An 18472-nucleotide genomic window follows, 5' to 3' on the forward strand; every position below is an offset into this window, starting at 1 on the left:
CCGCCAATGCCCAAGCCGCGCGTGCGTGTCTACACCGACTACAAGAGCCCCTACGCGTTCGTCGCCAACAAGCGGCTATTCGCGCTCGAGGAGACGCACGGCGTCGAGCTGGAATGGTTGCCCTACACCCTGCGCGTCGCCGAATTCATGGGGACGGTCGAAGACCGCACGCCGCATTTCTGGCGCAAGGTGCGTTATGCCTATATGGATGCACGGCGCTACGCCAATGCGCAGGGGCTCGTCATGAAGGGGCCGCGGCGGATCTACGATGCCTTCCATTCCAGTGTCGGCATGCTGTTTGCCCAGCGCCACGGCTTCTTCCGCCCGTACCACGACACGGTGTTTCGGCGCTTCTGGAGCCATGAGCTGGAGATCGACGATCGCGCAGAGATCACCGGAATCGTCACCGCATGCGGCGGCTCGGCCAGCGAATTCGAGGCTTACGTCCACGGCCCCGCGCGCGCCGAGCACGACCGCATCATCGACGAGGCCGAAGCGCTCGGCGTGTTCGGCGTTCCAACCATGGTGTTCAACGGCGAGTTGTTCTGGGGCGGCGATCGCATCGACATGCTGATCGAGCGCATCGAGAAGCCCGAGACCATCGAAGCCGCACTCGGCAGCCGCCACCGCAAGCCGGCGTAGGCTCTAATTATTTGAGCATGATCTCCGCGCAAACGCGTTCCGCGTTTGTCGCGAGGGAAAACCGCTGCGTACTTTTCCGGATCATGCTCTACGCTGCGAGCCCGCTCCCAACAGGCGCGAATTCCAGCCCGAGGCTCTCCGCCACCGCCTTGTTGGTGATGCGACCGCGATGGACGTTGAGCCCGTTGCGCAAGTGCGGATTTTCCAGCACCGCCGCAAAACCCTTGCTCGCGAGCATCAGGCCGAACGGCAGCGTCGCATTGTTGAGTGCCTGGCTCGACGTCACCGGCACCGCGCCCGGCATGTTGGCGACGCAGTAATGCACGACACCGTCGACCTCGTAGGTCGGATCAGTATGTGTGGTTGCGTGCGAGGTCTCGAAGCAGCCGCCCTGGTCGATCGCGACGTCGACCAGCACGGCGCCCGGCCGCATCGATTTGAGCATCGCGCGGGTAACGAGCTTCGGTGCGCTTGCGCCGGGCACCAGCACCGCACCGATCACGACGTCAGCGGAAAACACCTCCTCTTCGACCGCCTCGATGGTCGAAAAGCGGGTGCGCACCCGCCCGAGAAAGACATCATCCAATTCGCGCAGCCGGGGGATCGAACGGTCGATCACGGTGACTTCCGCGCCAAGGCCCGCGGCCATGCGCGCGGCCTGCGTTCCCACGACGCCACCGCCGAGCACGACGACGCGTGCAGGCTGCACGCCGGGCACGCCGCCCAGCAGCAAACCGCGGCCGCCGGCCGATCGCTTGAGCGCGGCGCCGGCGGCCTCGATGGCGAGGCGACCGGCGACTTCGCTCATCGGCGCGAGCAGGGGGAGGTGACCGGCCGCGTCGGTGACGGTTTCATAGGCGATCGCGGTGCAGCCGGAAGCGAGCAAGCCCTTGGCCTGCTCCGGATCCGGCGCGAGGTGGAGGTAAGTGAACAGGATCTGGCCTTCGCGAAGCTGGGCCCATTCGCTCTTCTGCGGCTCCTTCACCTTCACGATCATGTCGGAGCTGGCAAAGACGTCGCGGGCGTTCTCAGCGATCTCCGCCCCTGCCCGTCGATAGACATCATCCGAGGCGCCTATGCCGCTGCCGGCGCCGGTCTCGACCGTCACCTGGTGCCCGGCCGCAACATATTCACGGACGGCGCCCGGGGTGAGCCCGACGCGATATTCCTGCACCTTGATCTCTTTTGGCACACCGACACGCATCTTGGGCTCCTTCCAATGTCTTGATTCTCGTGGTGATCGTAGCGACGGGACCGGTTTGGTTCCGTGCAAATATCCGCTAGTTTCGACCCGTACGCGCCGGTTTCCGGCGCGGAAGTCCCCTTTCACGCTGGAAACGAAACCTTGGCCCTCGACCGGAAAGATCTCGCCATCCTCGCGGAACTCACGACCAATGCGCGGGCCAGCCACACCGAGCTTGCCAACAAGGTCGGGCTATCGAGCACGGCGTTGGCGCGGCGGCAGAAAGCGCTGGAGGATGACGGCTACATCCAGGCCTACCAGGCCGCGCTCGATCTGGCGCAGTTCGGCCTCACCACGACAGTGCTGGTCCGCATCGCGCTGGAGAGCCAGAGCGACGAGGCGCTGAAGGCGTTCGAGGCGGAGGTGGTGAAATGCCCTTCCGTGGTGCGCTGCTTCCTGATGTCGGGCGACGACGACTACATCCTGATCGTGCTCGCCCGCGACATCCAGGATTTCGAGCGCATCCACCGCACCGAACTGTCACGGCTGCCGCGTGTGGCGCGGGTGCAATCAAGCTTCGCGCTGCGCGAGGTCGTCAACCGCGCGGTGCCGACCGTGGTGTTCGGCGAGGCGAAGCGGTAGCGAGCCGGACGTCGGTATCCCCTCAGGTGCGAATGTCCTCGTCACGCCGTTGTGGACATCGTCCGCCGATTGCCAAACACGCTGTCAAGCGATCGGCCAACAGCTGCGCCTTTTTCGCCATCAAAGAAAATTGAACCGCTCTTCAACCGAATGGTTGAGGCCCACCACCGCGCTCCTCAGACCTAATTGAAGAGCGTGGCGCTGCCGGTTCGCGACGCACTTCACGCAATCTCTTACTTGAGGTGTTCGATGTTTAAATCCAACCGTCGTTTATTCATTCAGTCAGTTGCGTTCGGCGCCGGCGTCCTGGGCGCCTCAAAATCCTTGCTTGCAGCTCCGGACGGACATGCCGCCGGTTACGACGTTGCTCCGGCGTCGGAGTTCCTGAAGACGATCCCGCGGAAATCCGGTGATCCGATGGTGTTCACGGCATCGCTGGACAAGGGACCGATCAAGGCCACGTCCGGGGGCTGGGCGCGCGAGGTGACGACCCGCGGCCTTCCGCTCGCGACCGGCATTGCCGGTGCACACCTTTTCATCAACGCGGGCGGCGCCCGGGAGATGCATTGGCACAACTCGGCCGAGTGGGCGTATGTCGTCGACGGCCATTGCCAGGTGACGGTGGTCGACCCGGAGGGCCAGCTCGAGATCGTCAACCTGGGGCCCGGCGATCTCTGGTATTTTCCGACAGGTCACAGCCACGCCATCCAGACGCTGGGCCCTGCCCCCTGTCATGCCATCCTCGCCTTCGACGACGGACTTTACTCCGAGCACGGCACGTTCGGCGTCAGCGACTGGATGAGCCGTTACGACGCCCCGACCCTGTCGCAGGCGCTGGGTGTCTCAGCCGAGATCTTCGGCGCGAATCCGAAGGCCGAGACCTACATCATGCAGGGCGAGGTGTTGGCCCTCGACGGTCCGCAGGCGAAGGTTGCCCGCGCGCTGGACCGCGATCGAACGCACCGCTTCCCGCTGATGTCGCAGAAGCCGCGTGTGAGCACGGCCGGCGGCCAGCTCTATGTGGCCTCCGCCAAGGAGTTTCCGGTCTCGAGCGCCATGACGGGGTTGGTCCTCAAGCTCAAGGCCGGCGCGATGCACGAACCGCATTGGCATACCGACGCCAATGAGTGGCACTACGTGCTGAAGGGCCGCACGCGCGTCACCCTGTTCGCTTTCGACAAACGCGTCGCCGTCGCGGAGCTTTCGCCTGGTGACTGTGCCTACATCCCGCGCAACTGCGGCCACTCGATCCAGAATGTCGGCAACGAAGATGCCGAGGTGGTGGGAGTGCTCGACAGCGGCAACTACCGCGAAAGCAGCCTGACCGATTGGCTGGCCAAGGCGCCGCACCATCTCTTGGCCAACAATTTCGGGGTTCCGGAGGCCGCGGTGGCGAATTTCGGGCGGAAGCGCATGATCATCGCCGCTGCGAGCTGACCGCTCTGTCGCGCGGCAACACTGTCATCGAACTGTCATCGAATGTGCCGAGAGCTGTCGGCTCTGGCACATTCGGGACCTGACATGGACTATTTCAAGCGCTTCAACTTCCTGTTCGCCGCACCTGTGTTCGACGCCGACGATCTCGAAGGCGTCCGCTTCAACCAGATCATCGAGGAGATCCAGCGCTCCGGCTTCGAGGTGGTCCGGGCCCGCAAGCTGGAAGACGCGGAGATGGCGGTGCAGACCGACGCCGCGATCGGCTGCATGGTGGTGGATTGGGGCAAGAAGGGACTGGAAGGCAAGACGTCTGCGCTGATCAACCTGATGCGGCGCCGCGGCCTCGACTTCCCGATCATCCTCCTGATCCGGCGCAAGCGGTTCGAAGACCTTCCGGTCGAGGTGCTCGACTTCATCGACGGCTACGTCTTCCTGTCCGAGGAAACCCCGACCTTCATCGCCAAGAACCTGATCAGCCGGCTCAAGCAATATGCCGAGACGCTGAAGACGCCGTTCTTTGGCGCGCTGGTCGACTATGCCGAGGAAGGCAATCAGCTCTGGACCTGTCCGGGCCATAATGGCGGCGTGTTCTACAACCGCAGCCCGATCGGCCGCGTCTTCGTTGAGCATCTCGGCGAATCCGTATTCCGCGACGACCTCGACAATTCCGTGCTCGATCTCGGCGACCTCCTTACCCATGAAGGCCCGGCGCTGAAGGCGCAGAAGGAAGCCGCGCAAATCTTCGGCGCGGAAAAGACCTATTTCGTGCTGAACGGCACCTCGACCTCGAACAAGGTCGCGCTCGGTGCGCTCGTCACCGATGGCGACCTCGTGCTGTTCGACCGCAACAACCACAAGGCCGCCCATCACGGCGCGCTGATGATCAACGGCGGCGTTCCCATTTATGTCCCGACCATCCGCAACGCCTGGGGCCTGATCGGCCCGATGCGCTGGGACGCGCTGGACGAAAAGGCGTTGCGCGAGGCGATCCGCAACCATCCGCTGGTCGAGGACAAGGATGCCTGGCGCAAGGAACGGCCGTTCCGCGTCGCCGTGGTCGAGCAGTGCACCTATGACGGCTCGATCCACAGCGCCGAGATGGTTTTGAAGCGCATCGGCCATCTCTGCGAGTACATCCTGTTCGACGAGGCCTGGGCCGGCTTCATGAAGTTCCACCCGCTCTATGCCGGGCGTTTCGCGATGGGACTCGCCAACCTTCCCCCCGAAGCCCCGGGCATCATCGCGACGCAGTCGACCCACAAGCAGCTCGCGAGCTTTTCGCAGGCGTCGCAAATCCATATCAAGGACCGCCACATCCGCGGCCAGAAGCGGCGCGTCGAGCACCGCCGCTTCAACGAAAGCTTCATGCAGCACGCCTCGACCTCGCCATTCTACCCGCTGTTCGCCTCGCTTGACGTCGGCGCGCAGATGATGAAGGGGCGCTCCGGCGAGGTGCTATGGGACGATACGATCCGCCTCGGTATCGAGCTCCGCAAAAAAATCCGCGCGATGCGCCGCGAGTTCGAGGAGAAGGAGCAGAATCCGGATCGCCGCTGGTTCTTCGAACCCTTCGTTCCCGATCGCATCGCGATTCCCGATGTCAGCCGCCCCGGCGCCGCACACAACGTTGCCTGGGAAACCCTCTCCACCGACGAACTCGCGACCAATCCCGCGCTCTGGCAGCTCTCCCCAGATAGCACCTGGCATGGCTTCCCCGGCCTCACCGAAGGCTTTGCCATGACCGACCCGAACAAACTGACGCTGCTGACGCCCGGCTTCGACCGCACCAGCGGCGCCTATGCCGAGCACGGCATCCCCGCACCGGTCGTCGCGCAATATCTGCGCGAGAACCGCATCGTTCCCGAGAAGAACGACCTCAACTCCCTGCTCTTCCTGCTCACCCCCGGCGTCGAGGCCAGCAAGGCCGGCACGCTGATCTCCGGCCTCGTCGCGTTCAAGAGGCTCCACGACGACAATGCGCTGTTGGCCGACGCGATCCCGGAATTCTATCAGCGGCGGCAGGCCCGCTATGCCGGCGTGCGGCTGCGCGATCTCTGCGGCGAGATGCATCGCTTCTTCCGCGCCGCCGACGTCAGTGCGCTCCAGGCGCGGCAGTTCATGCCCGAGCACATGCCGGAGATCGCGATGTCGCCCCGCGACGCCGCGCGCTTCCTGTTCCGCAACGACGTCGACTATCTGCCGATCGAGGCGATCGCGGGCCGCATCGCCACCACGCCCTTCGTGGTCTATCCACCGGGCATTGCCACTATCGTTCCCGGCGAGCGGCTGACGGAGCGGGCCAAGCCCATGGTCGATTATCTCAAGATGTTCGAGACCTGCTTCAATACGTTTCCGGGCTTCGACGTCGAGATCCAGGGCGTCTATAAGGAGGTCGATGCCCAGGGCCGCATCGGGCTCTATACTTACGTCGTTGCCGAGTAGGTGCCGATGAACGAAACAGCCGTCATGCGCGCGGATGACGAACCGGTCCTGGTTCGCCCCTCACGCGAAAGCGATGTCGAGACGATGCTAGCGATCTACCGCCATCACGTTCGCAACGGGGTGCCCCGCGACATCGAGGGAACCGGCGCGCCGGAGCCGGACGATCTGCGCGACCGGCGCAAGAACCTGAAGCAGACCCGCCTGCCCCACCTGGTCGCAACCTTTCGCGGCGAGGTCGTCGGCTACGCCTATGCGGTGCTGTTTCGCAAGCGCCCGGCCTACCGCTACACGGCCAAGCATTCGATCTACGTCCACCACGAGCATCTCGGCCGTGGTGTGGGACGGCTTCTGCTCCAGGAATTGATCGATGCTTGCGCGGCGGCCGGCTTCCGCCAGATGATCGGCTATATCGATGCCGACAATGCCCCCTCGCTGGCGCTGCACGAGAAATTCGGCTTCGTGCGCGCCGGCCTGTTATGCGGCGTCGCCTATCGCCACGGCGGCTGGTCCGACACCGTCATGGTGCAGCGCTCGCTCGGCGCCGGCGCGACAGCGCCGCCGCCTGTCACCGCGCCCGGGCGCTAGACCTCACGACGGAAAGTCAGCTGATCTTACCTGGATGCGGTCGGCATGCAGCGACCAATGATGCAACGCCTGGTCCTTGCAAAACCTCGCCTTCGCCCGCTCCCTGGCCTCATCCTCGTCGGCGGCGTCGATCTCGATCGCACCCTGGCAAACCTCGATCTCGCGGCCGTACTGGCCGAGCACGTCCTTCATGAACCTGACGACATAAGTTGACATGGGACCTCCCTGCTGCCCCGGCGGCACTCTAATCCCATTTAGCCCGAACCGGGGAAGGAGATTTTGACGCGGATCAAAGTCAGGCCTGGTTTCCGGCCGCCTTGTCATTCCGGGGCGCGCGCCGCGCGAGCTATGATGCGCGATTGCGCATCTGAGAATCCATCGGGCGGCTAGGTCCGTGAATGAATGGATTCCAGGTTCGATACTGCGCATCGCCCCGGAATGACAAAAGGGCTATCCTGGCGTCACCCCGAACGCCTGTTTGAAGCGCTCCGCATAAACCGGCCAGACTTCGGGATTGATGATCCGCGGCGGGCGTCTACCGTCGAGCGTGTCCAGCACCTGCTCGGCCGCGATCCGGCCCATGTTCTGGCGCGCCTCGATCGTCACGCCTGCGGTATGCGGGCTTGCCAGCACATTGTCGAACTGAAGCAGCGGGTGCTCCGGCGGCGGTGGCTCCTTGGACCAGACATCGAGGCCGGCACCGGCAATGCGCTTGTCGCGCAGCGCCTGGAGCAGCGCGTCCTCGTCGTGAATGAATCCACGCGCCGTGGTAATGAAGTACGCGTGCGGCTGCATCAGCGCAAATTCGCGGACGCTGATCATGCCGCGGCTGCCCTTGTTGAGCGGACAGGAGATCGAGACGAAATCTGCACGCCGCAGGAGTTCATCGAGCTCGACCTTCTCCCCACCCCGCTCGGCCATCACCTCGGCCGACAAATACGGGTCATAGGCCAGCACCGTCATGCCAAAAAGGCCCTTGCACAGCGCGGCGATGCGGCGACCGACATTGCCGAGCCCGATGATGCCGACGGTCTTGTGTTCGACCTCGTTGCCGACGAACTCGTTGCGGTTGACGTCGCGCTCCCGGCGCAGGCGGCGGTCGGACTGGATGATGCGTTTGGATAGCGTCAGCATCATCGCCAGCGCATGCTCGGCGACCGAATGCGCGTTGCCGCCGGACTGGTTGACGACCAGCACACCCGCATCCGTGCAGGCCTCGACATCGACGGGATCGAAGCCCGCGCCATTGCTGGAGACGAGCAGCAAATTCGGCGTCCGCTTCAGGAAGGCGGCATCGACATGGAAATGCTGCGCGAGCTCGTCGCGGGCCGCACCGATCTGGTAGACATGGGCCGCGTTCAGGATCGGTGCGTACAAGTCCTCCAGGCTGTCGTTCTCGATGCGATCGAGCCGGACGTCGGGCCGCGCCTTCAGGATGTCGATATAGATCGGATTGGCCAGATATTTGACGTAGAAGACGCGCTTGCTGTTGACGGACATCAGGACCCTTCCGGCTCTCTCGAGGAGATCCGCAAGGCCGGCGCCTCGCGCGCCCCTTCCATGCGTCCCTCCCGCTTTTTTCGTTGCCGCCACTTATGACATGACGGTGCCGGTCCACGGCAGGCCGTCTGGCGCAGATCACGGTGCCGGCCGGGGCATGTTGACAAAACCGCCCGCTCCGTCAAGTTCGGCAGACCGCCGCGACGGCCCAACATCAAACGGCCAAGACCAAGAAGCATGCGCGGCAGAAGGGAGAACGCAATGGCGATTGCGGAACAGCAGACCTCGCCCCAGGCGGCGCAGGCGTCCAGCGACAAGAGCTGGCACGGCATCGTCCTGCAAACCCTGAAGCGGAACGAGATCAGCCTCGTCCCTTACGTGCCCGACCGCGTGCTGACGCCGCTGATCAAGAACCTGCACGCCGACCCCTTCTTCACCACCTTTGCCACCGCCCGCGAGGAAGAAGCCGTCGGCATCGTCTCGGGCGCCTGGATGGGCGGCCGGCGGGCTGCGGTGCTGATGCAGACCTCGGGTTTCGCGACGCTTGCCAACGTGCTCGCCTCGCTCGCGGTGCCCTACCAGATCCCGCTGATCATGTTCGTCTCCGAGCGCGGCACGCTCGGCGAGTTCAACTACGGCCAGTCGCTGGTCTGCCGCACTATGCGCCCGGTGCTGGATTCGTTGGCGCTGGAGCATCACACCATCACCCGGCTCGACGAGCTCGAATTCATCGCCGACCGCTCGATCAAGCAGGCCGTGACCACGCAGGCGCCGGTGGCGCTGATCCTCAACCCGCTGCTCACCGGCGGCAAGACTTTCGACAAGTGAGGTCGGCGATGGACACGCGCAACACCAAGGTGATGAACCGGTTCGATGTGACTTCGCGCCTGATCGCAAAGCTCAAGCACGAGGAAGCGGTGATCGGCGGCATCGGCAACACCAATTTCGACCTCTGGGCCGCCGGCCACCGCCCGCAGAATTTCTACATGCTCGGCAGCATGGGTCTCGCCTTCCCGATCGCGCTCGGTGTCGCGCTGGCGCAGCCCGAGCGCCGTGTCTTCGCGCTCGAAGGCGACGGTTCGCTGTTGATGCAGCTCGGCGCGCTCTCGACCATCGCGATGTTGAAGCCGAAGAACCTCATCATGATCGTGATGGACAACGGCATCTACCAGATCACCGGCGCGCAGCCGACGCCGGCAGCCCACGTCGCCGACATCGTCGCCATCGCCACTGGCTCTGGCCTTGCCAGGAGCGCCTGGGCCGCGGACGAGGAGGATTTCGAGCGCCTCATCGACGAAGCCATGTCGGCTGCCGAGCCCAGCCTGATCGCCGTCCGCATCGACGACAAGCCAGGCGTCGGCGCCACCCGCCGCGATCCCGTGCAGATCCGGGAGCGCTTCATGCACGGCCTCGGTGTGCGCGAACCACTTTAACGTTTCGTCATTAACTACACGGCGATCTGATCCGGGCACCGCGACAGCCCATTGCAAATCCGTGCTATCCGCACCGGATGTCCATTTTCACTCGCTCGATTGCCTGGCTGCTCGCAGCCGCCGTCACATTCGCAACCCTCGGACCGCCGAGCCTGCGGCCTCATTCCGACCTCGGCCAGGATGGCGAACATGCGCTCGCCTTCATTCTGGTCGGGCTGGCCTTCGGCCTCGCCTACCGGCAGCGCCGCCCAGCGACCGCGGCGATCGCGGTGATCCTGATCGGCCTGCTCGAGCTGATGCAATTTTGGGCGCCGGGGCGGCATGCACGGCTCGACGATTTCGTGGTCGATGCCGCCACGGCCTGTATCGGCTTTGCGCTGGCAGCCGCAGCCGATTGGGTCCTGACGCAGTTGCGCGCAAACCCCGCCGTCACAAGCGAAGGCCCCGCGGAGTGACGCTCCGCAGGGCCCGACTTTCCAAAACATTCACCGCGTCGATCAGTCGATGATCTTGATCACCCGACGCGTCCGCGGCTCGACGATCACGCGACGATCGTTCACGACCGCGTAGCGATACTCGGTGTAATTCGGAACGGGACGCAGCACCACGGTCGGCGGTAGCGGCTCGCCGACCACGATGCGCTCGCGGACCACGACGGAATCATCGCGCGGGATTCCACCCAGAACCGCATTCGGAATTTCGAGGCCCGCGCCGACGGCCGCACCGACGGTGCCGCCAACCATCGCACCGACCGGGCCACCGATATCGCCGCCCGCGCGTGCGCCGTTCCTGGCGCCCTCTTCGGTCGTCGATTGAGCAACGGCTGCACTCGACGCCAGCAGCGACGCTGCAGCCAACGAAATCGCAAGACGGGTTTTCATGTGCTTATGTCTCCAGTAATTGTCATGCAATCTCAACCCACGGGGGCGGACCCTGTTCCGGTTCCCGCGCCACGAAAGACAGGCCAAATCTGGAGAGTGTTACTGCGTAACACTTACGCCGCGGCGATCTCGTGCCCCGCCATCAGTTCCAGCGCGCGCACCATCGCCGAGTGATCCCAGCCCTTGCCGCCATGCGCGGTGCAGGACGAGAACAATTGCTGCGCCACCGCCGTGCTCGGCAGCGACAGGCCGAGCGCGCGCGCGCCTTCGAGCGCGAGGTTGAGATCTTTCTGGTGCAGCTCGATGCGAAAACCCGGATCGAAATTGCGCTTCACCATACGCTCGCCGTGCACCTCGAGGATTCGCGACGAGGCAAAGCCGCCCATCAACGCCTGCCGCACCAGCGCCGGATCGGCCCCGGCCTTGGATGCGAACAGCAGCGCCTCGCTGACCGCCTCGATCGTCAGTGCGACGATGATCTGGTTCGCAACCTTCGTGGTCTGGCCATCGCCATTGGCACCGACGCGGGTGACGTTCTTGCCCATCCTGTCGAAGATCGATTTCATGGTGTTGAAGGCGCGCTCGGGACCGCCGACCATGATGGTGAGGCTCGCAGCCTTGGCACCGACCTCACCGCCGGACACCGGCGCATCGAGATAATCCGCACCCAGTGCCTCGATCTTCTTCGCGAACTCCTTGGTCGCCAGCGGCGAGATCGAGCTCATGTCGACGACGATCTTGCCCTTGGAGATGCCGGCGGCAACACCGTCCTTGCCGAACAGCACGGCCTCCACATGCGGCGTATCCGGCACCATGATGATGACGGCATCCACCTCCTCCGCCACTTCCTTACTGGACTTGCAGGCGATGCCGCCGGCTGCGATCAGCTCGGGCGCGACCGGCGCCACATCATGCAGGAGGACGCGATGGCCTGCCGCCAGGAGATGGCCGGCCATCGGCCGTCCCATGGTGCCAAGTCCGATGAAGCCGATATCGATCATGATTTGAACTCTCTCAGTTGCATTAGTGAAATTTCATCCGCGCGCTCGGTGCACCTCTCCCGCTTGCGGGAGAGGTCGGCGCGCAGCGCCGGGTGAGGGTTCTTTCCGCGTTGGGATTCCCTCCGCGCATTTCAGCGAAGCTCATCGTGGAGACACCCTCACCCCAGCCCTCTCCCGCAAGCGGGAGAGGGAGCGCATCGTCGCTGTGGCTATGCTCTCAGGTCTCGAATGTCTGCGCCGCGTGCCAGGACAGGCCTTCCAGCGTCGTGGTGCGCGGCTTGTATTCGCAGCCGACCCAGGCGCGATAACCGATTGCGTCGAGGTGGCGGAGCAGGAAGGGATAGTTGATCTCGCCGGTGCCCGGTTCATGACGGCCGGGATTGTCGGCGAGCTGGATGTGGGCGATCTGGGGCAGATATTCCTGCATGGTCCGGGCGAGATCGCCCTCCATGATCTGCATGTGATAGATGTCGTACTGGATGAACAGATTGTTCGAGCGCACCTCGGAGATCAGCCGCACCGCCTGCTCGGTGCCGTTGAGGAAGAAGCCGGGAATGTCGAGCGTGTTGATCGGCTCGACCAGCAGCTTGATGTTCTCCCGCGCCAGCGTCGAGGCGGCAAAGCGCAGATTTCCGACCAGCGTCTCCTGAAGCTCGCGCGGGTCGGCGTCCACTGCTGCGATGCCAACGAGGCAATTGAGCTGCTCGCAATCGAGCGCCTTGGCGTAGTCGATGGCGCGGAACACGCCGTCGCGGAATTCGGCAACGCGATCGGGCATGATCGCGATGCCGCGCTCGCCCACCGCCCAGTTGCCCGCCGGCAGGTTGTGCAGCACCTGCGTCAGGCCATGGCTATCGAGCTGCTCGCGCAGCAGTGCCTTTTCGAAATCATAGGGGAAGAGATATTCGACCCCGGTGAAGCCCGCCGCCTTCGCCGCAGCAAAGCGATCGGGAAACGGCATCTCGTTGAAGAGCATGGTGAGGTTGGCGGCAAACTTCGGCATGATGCTATCCCCCTATTCCGCCGGCTGAAGCACGCCGGCCCGCGCGGTCCCGACCTCATCGAGCGGCAGGTCAAGCACTTCCTCGAACTCGACGATATTGTCGATCTCGGTTCCCATCGCGATGTTGGTGACGCGTTCGAGGATGAATTCGACCACCACGGGCACGCGGTGCTTTGCCATCAGTTCGCGCGCGGTTGCGAACGCAGCCTGCGAGTCCTTGGGATCGGTGACGCGGATCGCCTTGCAGCCGAGGCCTTCGGCAACGGCGACGTGGTCGACGCCGTAGCCGCCGAGTTCGGGCGCGTTGATGTTCTCGAAGGAAAGCTGGACGTGGTAGTCCATGTCGAAGCCGCGCTGGGCCTGGCGGATCAGCCCGAGATAGGAATTGTTCACGACGACATGGATGTAGGGCAGGTTGAACTGCGCGCCGACCGCGAGCTCCTCGATCAGGAACTGGAAGTCGTAATCGCCAGAGAGCGCGACGATGTCGCGATCCGGGCACGCCGCGCGCACGCCGAGCGCCGCCGGCAACGTCCATCCAAGCGGCCCCGCCTGCCCGGCATTGATCCAGTTGCGCGGCTTGTAGACGCCCAAAAACTGCGCGCCGGCGATCTGCGACAGGCCGATCACGGTGACATAGGTGGTGTCACGGCCAAAGGCCTTGTTCATCTCCTCGTAGACGCGCTGCGGCTTGATCGGGACGTTGTCGAAATGGCTCTTGCGCAGCATCGAACGCTTGCGATCGCGGCAGGCCGCGGGCCACGCCTGGCGCTCGCGCAACCTGCCTGACCGCCGCCACTCCCTGGCGACAGTGACGAAGAGCTCGAGCGCGGCCTTCGCGTCCGAGGCGATGCCGAGATCGGGGTTGAACACGCGCCCGATCTGCGTCGGCTCGATATCGACATGCACGAAGGTGCGGCCCTTGGTGTAGGTCTCGACCGAACCGGTGTGCCGGTTGGCCCAGCGGTTGCCGATGCCGAGCACGAAATCGGACTCGAGCATCGTGGCGTTGCCGTAGCGATGGCTGGTCTGAAGGCCGACCATACCCGCCATCAGCACGTGATCGTCGGGGATCGCGCCCCACCCCATCAGCGTCGGCACGACAGGCACGTTGGTGATTTCGGCGAACGCCACCAGCAGATCGGACGCATCGGCGTTGATGACACCGCCGCCCGCGACGATCAGCGGACGCTCGGCGGCATTGAGCATCTCCAGCGCCTTCTCGACCTGCTTGCGAGTCGCGGTCGGCTTGTAGACCGGCAACGGCTCGTAGGTCTCGTCGTCAAACTCGATCTCGGCGAGCTGCACGTCGAGCGGCATGTCGATCAGCACCGGCCCGGGCCGGCCCGAACGCATCACATGAAAAGCCTGACTGAACACCCGCGGCACCAGCGCGGGCTCGCGCACGGTGACCGCCCATTTGGTCACGGGCTTTGCGATCGACTCGATATCGACGGCCTGAAAATCCTCCTTGTAGAGTCGCGCTCGCGGCGCCTGCCCGGTGATGCAGAGGATCGGAATGGAATCGGCGATCGCCGAATAGAGCCCGGTGATCATGTCGGTCCCGGCCGGCCCCGACGTGCCGATGCAGACGCCGATATTGCCGGCCTTGGCCCGCGTATAGCCCTCCGCCATATGGGAAGCGCCCTCGACATGGCGCGCCAGGATATGGCGGATCGAGCCGCGCTTCTTCAGCGCCGAGTAAAGCGGATTGATCGCAGCCCCGGGAACGCCAAAGGCAGTCGAGATGCCTTCCTTCTCCAGGATGCGCACAGCTGCATCGATAGCTCGCATCTTCGACATATCGGACCTCGCTCGGTTGCGTCAGCGAGGGTGATCATCAGGCGCGCAGTAGCTGCGCTCAACGAGATCGATTTTATTTTCCACGATGCGGCAGCCGCGGAAAAACAGTGGACGCTTCAATCGGTTAGATCGGGAGATGCGTGAAAGCAATCACTCGAACAGCGGCGCCAGCTCCATCTGCGGCACCAGCACGAGGCCTTTGTCGGTGATGCGAATTTCCGGAATGACCGATAGCGGAATCAGATTGAAGCCCATGTAGGGGATGGTGCAGCCCGCCTCCGCCCATTCCTTCTTCAGAACCTTGACCTCTTCGGCCACCTCGGTAACGCGCTTGTCGGACAAGAGCCCGGCGATCGGCAGCGGCACCAGTGCCCTCACCTTGCCGTCGGCGACGACGCAGACCGCGCCCTGCTGCTCCTTGATGGCCGCGATCGCCACATGCATATCCGGCTCGTTGGTTCCGGCGATGATGATGTTGTGGCTGTCATGCCCGACGCTGGAGGCGACCGCGCCGCGTTTCAGGCCAAAATCCTTCAGCAGGCCATAGGCGACATTACCGGCCGACTTGCCGTGGCGCTCGACCACCGTGACGAAGCACAGGCCGTAACGTGCGAACAGCGACGGCCAGTCCTTTGCAGACTCGATCGCAACTTTTTCGTGGATCAGCGTGATGCCCGGCAGCGCCGTCTTGATCGCATTAACCGTGCAGGCCTTCGCCGGCAGCCCCGGCGTCAACTTCAGCTTCTCCGGCAACTTCACCGTCGCATAGGCCGCCTTCGGATATTGATAGCGCTGCGACAACGCCTGATCGAGCCGCGGCGTGATCTTGCGGTTTTCCACGACCAGTTCGCCGCCATACCAGGTGCATTGCGGCTTGAGATTGTCGTCCATCAGCACGAGATCGGCGCGGCGGCCGCCGCCGAGCCCGCCGATGTCGCCGTCCATGCCGAAGCGCGTCGCGCCATGCAGCGAACCCATCGACCAGGCCTGCTCCGGCGACATTCCGGCTTTCACCGCTTCGCGCACCACCCAGTCGAGGCCGAACAGCAGGAGATCATCGGCATCGCGGTCGTCGGTGCACACGGCGGTGCGCTTGTGCGAGGCGCCGAGCTCGGTGATGGTGCGGATCGCCTGCGGCAGCGAGTGCCAGGGCGTGGTCGGCGGTCCCCCGCGCAGAAAGACCCAGACGCCCGCGTCGAGCAGATCGTCGGCGATGTCGCGGTCGATCGCCTCATGCGTATCGGTGACGCCACTTGCCGCATAGGCCGCGACGAATTCGCGGCCATAGACATGGCCGGACACCGGCCGCCCGCGCTTCAGCGCAGCGGCGAGGATCGCGTGGCTGCGCTCGTCGCCCATGGTGACCGGCACGAAATCCATCTTCTCGCCGAGCCCGACCGCTTCCGGCCAGCGGTCGAACAGGCCGGCAATCTTGTCGGGCGTGAGATCGCCGCCGGCGGTCTCCAGTGCGGCCGAGGTTGCCGGCACGGTCGACGGTACCGTCAAAAAGATCGACAGCGGCGCCTCGCGCGCGTCCTCCAGCATCGCCTCGACACCGGCGACGTCCATGACGTTGCCGATCTCGTGGCTGTCGCAGAAGATCGTGGTGGTGCCGTTGAGAAGGGCGGCCTCCGCATAAGCACAGGCGGTCACCATCGAGGATTCGATGTGGATGTGCGGATCGACCAGGCCCGGCGCGATGATGCCGCCTGCCGCATCGTAGAGCGGCACGTTGCGCCAGATTCTCTTTGCAGCGCCAGCCGGCTTCACCGCGGCAATGCGGCCACCGGTGATCCAGACCTCACGCCCGGGATGGATGCGCTCGGAATAGGTCGAAAGCACCCGGCCCCCCGTGACGACGAGATCCGGCGCGACGCGCGCGGAGGCGACATCGGCGAGGCGTCGCGTCATCGCATGCAGCGGCGCGACGGCAAAGCGGGTGAGTTTGGTCATCGGGGCTCTCGCGTGGCGTTACGTCCCGGCGATGGTTACGCCCCGCGCCAAACCGGGCAAGCTCAAATATAACGGCACGCCCTGCTTACGCCTTAGGCGCTGAACCGCCTGCTGCCCCCGACCTCGCAGGTCTGCGCAAGTTCCGCCTTCTCGGCGGTGGTGCGGCAGCGGGTTTGACCCGAATCCGCAGCGACCGGCCCTTGGACTCATCAATCTCGAAGGAATTCGTCTTTCGCACGAGGTCGCTCAGCTTGCGGAAACCGAAGGTCCTCGGGTCGAAATCGGAAGCCAGATTGGCGAGCTGCCGGCCGACCTCTCCGAGCGCCACCCAGCCGTCTTCGCTCTCCATCTGGGTGATGACCTTCTTGATGATGGGCGCAGCGGCATCGGGGGGCTGGAGCGATGTCGACCTTGAGGCAGCATCCTGGGTGTTCGCCGGGACGGCCAGCAGGTTCTCCGTGTAGACAAATCTTCGGCAGGCCTGTCGGAAGCTTTCCGGTGTCTTGTGTTCGCCGAACCCAAAGACATCGACGCCCTGCTCGCGGATGCGGGCGGCAAGCCGGGTAAAGTCGCTGTCGGATGACACCAGGCAAAAGCCATCGAACCTGCCGCTGTGAAGCAGGTCCATTGCGTCGATGACCAGGGTTATGTCGGAGGCATTCTTTCCCGTCGTATAGGCGAATTGCTGCTGCGGGATGATGGCGTGCTTCGACAGGATGTCGGCCCAGCCCCTGGATCGCGCATTGGAGAAGTCGCCATAGATGCGGCGGACGCTGGCCTCGCCGATCTTGGCAATCTCCTCGAACAGCCCATCGGCAATCTTCGCGGAGGCGTTGTCGGCGTCGATCAGGACAGCGAGACGGGGCGAACGAAGCTCGGAAGGCATGACATTCCCCAAAAAGGACGCGACAGCGGTGGATGGATATACCGATGTCGGGGGTATCGCCGCCAGACCTGATTTCTTTCAGCAGGTCACGACCGACCGCAAATGCGGCTCAGGCCGGTTTCACCACGGGCGTCACGCCCCCGAGCGCCGCCGTCAGCTCCGCCGCTACATCCCGCACCACGCGCCCGATCTCCGGCAGCCGAGCGTCGGTGACGCGGCTGGTCAGGCCGGACACCGAGATCGCAGCGAGCGGCTCGGCGAGCGCATTGTAGACCACGGCGGCGACGCAGCGCAGACCCATCTCGGCTTCCTCGTCGTCCACCGCAAAACCCTGATTCCGGATCGTTGCAAGTTCCCGGAACAGGTCACTCGGCCGAACGATGGATTTTTCAGTGAGCCGTGGCATGCCGTGATGGCGGATGACGGCGCCGACGTCCTCGTCGGAATAGGTCGCAAGCACCGCCTTGCCGACGCCCGACGTTACCATGGGAACGCGGCCGCCGACCTTGGTCAGCGAGCGCATGATCTCGCGGCTTTCCATGCGGGTCAGCACGATGATGAACTCGTCGTCGACCACGGCGAGATTGGCGGTCTCGCGGGTGAGATCGCGCAGCTTGCGCAGGTAGGGAATCGCCTGCGCTGTGAAATTGCGGCGCCGCGCAAAGCTCGCGCCCACGGTGAAGCTGCGGACGCCGACATGCCATTTGGATTCGGCGCGGTCGAACTGCACGAAGCGGCGGCTTTCCAGCGTCGCGAGCAGGCGATGCACGGTCGAGGCCGACAGCCCGGTGCGAACGGCGAGATCGCTGAGGCGATAGCCTTCGTCGTCCTCGGCCAGCGTCTCGAGGATCGACAGCGCGCGGTCGACCGACTGCACGCCGCCGTCACGTGCGTCGGGCTCGGCCTCGGACGGGGATCGGGCCTCGAGCGATTTGCGCCGGATCACGTTCTTGCTCATCGCGACCTGCATTCGTTTTTCTTCCCCTCTCTCCGCTTGCGGGGAGAGGGTTAGGGTGAGGGGGAGCTTCCGCAGGGACGGAGGCAGCGAGACTCGCGGAGGCTCCCCCTCACCCGAATTCGA

General features: G+C 64.4%; 18 protein-coding genes. 8 read left to right on the forward strand and 10 right to left on the reverse strand.

The annotated features are described in order from the left end of the window. Positions 1-6: 6 nt before the first annotated feature. A complete protein-coding gene (locus tag ABIB73_RS06685) occupies positions 7-642 on the forward strand; it encodes a 2-hydroxychromene-2-carboxylate isomerase (protein WP_354222259.1) in 636 nt (211 codons plus the stop codon). An 88-nt stretch (positions 643-730) separates the two neighbouring features. On the opposite strand, the gene ald is transcribed toward ABIB73_RS06685, so the two are convergent. Beyond that, positions 731-1846, reverse strand: coding sequence for an alanine dehydrogenase (gene ald, locus ABIB73_RS06690; protein ID WP_354222260.1), 1116 nt, complete (start codon positions 1844-1846; stop codon positions 731-733). Between the two features lie 141 nt (positions 1847-1987). On the opposite strand from ald, the gene ABIB73_RS06695 reads away from it, so the two are divergent. The 4 genes from ABIB73_RS06695 to ABIB73_RS06710 all read left to right on the forward strand — a co-directional run bounded on the left by ABIB73_RS06695 (position 1988) and on the right by ABIB73_RS06710 (position 6931). Further along, a complete protein-coding gene (locus tag ABIB73_RS06695) occupies positions 1988-2467 on the forward strand; it encodes an Lrp/AsnC family transcriptional regulator (RefSeq protein WP_354222261.1) in 480 nt (159 codons plus the stop codon). Between the two features lie 249 nt (positions 2468-2716). Then, the gene (locus tag ABIB73_RS06700; protein WP_354222262.1) at positions 2717-3904 is read left to right on the forward strand and encodes a cupin domain-containing protein; all 1188 of its coding nucleotides are present in this window, start codon (positions 2717-2719) and stop codon (positions 3902-3904) included. Positions 3905-3988: 84 nt separating this feature from the next. Next, entirely contained in the window at positions 3989-6346 is a 2358-nt protein-coding gene (locus ABIB73_RS06705; RefSeq protein WP_354222263.1) for an Orn/Lys/Arg family decarboxylase, read from the forward strand. Between the two features lie 6 nt (positions 6347-6352). After that, positions 6353-6931, forward strand: coding sequence for a GNAT family N-acetyltransferase (locus ABIB73_RS06710; RefSeq protein WP_354222264.1), 579 nt, complete (start codon positions 6353-6355; stop codon positions 6929-6931). Between the two features lie 3 nt (positions 6932-6934). Here the strand turns inward: ABIB73_RS06710 and ABIB73_RS06715 are convergent, their stop codons facing one another. Together ABIB73_RS06715 and ABIB73_RS06720 are read right to left on the reverse strand one after the other, a co-directional pair. Then, positions 6935-7147 carry a hypothetical protein gene (locus ABIB73_RS06715; protein ID WP_354222265.1) on the reverse strand — a complete coding sequence of 71 codons (213 nt, stop codon included), beginning with the start codon at positions 7145-7147 and terminating at the stop codon, positions 6935-6937. Between the two features lie 234 nt (positions 7148-7381). Beyond that, a complete protein-coding gene (locus ABIB73_RS06720) occupies positions 7382-8431 on the reverse strand; it encodes a hydroxyacid dehydrogenase (protein WP_354222266.1) in 1050 nt (349 codons plus the stop codon). A gap of 261 nt (positions 8432-8692) precedes the next feature. Between ABIB73_RS06720 and ABIB73_RS06725 the strand changes: the two genes are divergently transcribed. The 3 genes from ABIB73_RS06725 (at position 8693) to ABIB73_RS06735 (ending at position 10319) form a co-directional block, all read left to right on the forward strand. After that, the gene (locus ABIB73_RS06725) at positions 8693-9259 is read left to right on the forward strand and encodes a decarboxylase (RefSeq protein ID WP_354222267.1); all 567 of its coding nucleotides are present in this window, start codon (positions 8693-8695) and stop codon (positions 9257-9259) included. An 8-nt stretch (positions 9260-9267) separates the two neighbouring features. Continuing rightward, the gene (locus ABIB73_RS06730; RefSeq protein WP_354222268.1) at positions 9268-9864 is read left to right on the forward strand and encodes a thiamine pyrophosphate-dependent enzyme; all 597 of its coding nucleotides are present in this window, start codon (positions 9268-9270) and stop codon (positions 9862-9864) included. A gap of 77 nt (positions 9865-9941) precedes the next feature. Further along, complete coding sequence (locus tag ABIB73_RS06735; protein ID WP_354222269.1) at positions 9942-10319, forward strand: VanZ family protein; 378 nt, start codon at positions 9942-9944, stop codon at positions 10317-10319. Between the two features lie 42 nt (positions 10320-10361). Here ABIB73_RS06735 and ABIB73_RS06740 read toward each other — a convergent pair whose 3' ends face one another. The 7 genes from ABIB73_RS06740 to ABIB73_RS06770 all read right to left on the reverse strand — a co-directional run bounded on the left by ABIB73_RS06740 (position 10362) and on the right by ABIB73_RS06770 (position 18349). Then, positions 10362-10745, reverse strand: a complete 384-nt coding sequence (locus tag ABIB73_RS06740; RefSeq protein WP_354222270.1) for a DUF1236 domain-containing protein — start codon at positions 10743-10745, stop codon at positions 10362-10364. A gap of 113 nt (positions 10746-10858) precedes the next feature. Next, positions 10859-11746: a 2-hydroxy-3-oxopropionate reductase gene (locus tag ABIB73_RS06745; protein ID WP_354222271.1), complete on the reverse strand. Its 888-nt coding sequence runs from the start codon at positions 11744-11746 to the stop codon at positions 10859-10861. Positions 11747-11963: 217 nt separating this feature from the next. Beyond that, positions 11964-12749 (reverse strand): hydroxypyruvate isomerase, encoded by a 786-nt coding sequence (gene hyi, locus ABIB73_RS06750; protein WP_354222272.1) that lies wholly within the window; start codon positions 12747-12749, stop codon positions 11964-11966. A gap of 12 nt (positions 12750-12761) precedes the next feature. Continuing rightward, complete coding sequence (gene gcl / locus ABIB73_RS06755; RefSeq protein ID WP_354222273.1) at positions 12762-14552, reverse strand: glyoxylate carboligase; 1791 nt, start codon at positions 14550-14552, stop codon at positions 12762-12764. A 150-nt stretch (positions 14553-14702) separates the two neighbouring features. Beyond that, on the reverse strand, positions 14703-16505 hold the full coding sequence (locus ABIB73_RS06760) for an adenine deaminase C-terminal domain-containing protein (RefSeq protein WP_354222274.1): 1803 nt from the start codon (positions 16503-16505) through the stop codon (positions 14703-14705). A gap of 85 nt (positions 16506-16590) precedes the next feature. Beyond that, positions 16591-17391, reverse strand: a complete 801-nt coding sequence (locus tag ABIB73_RS06765; RefSeq protein WP_354222275.1) for an NYN domain-containing protein — start codon at positions 17389-17391, stop codon at positions 16591-16593. A 109-nt stretch (positions 17392-17500) separates the two neighbouring features. After that, a complete protein-coding gene (locus ABIB73_RS06770) occupies positions 17501-18349 on the reverse strand; it encodes an IclR family transcriptional regulator (protein WP_354222583.1) in 849 nt (282 codons plus the stop codon). Between the last annotated feature and the right edge of the window lie 123 nt (positions 18350-18472).

The sequence above is a fragment of the Bradyrhizobium sp. F1.4.3 genome (assembly GCF_040548375.1).
GTDB lineage: Bacteria > Pseudomonadota > Alphaproteobacteria > Rhizobiales > Xanthobacteraceae > Bradyrhizobium.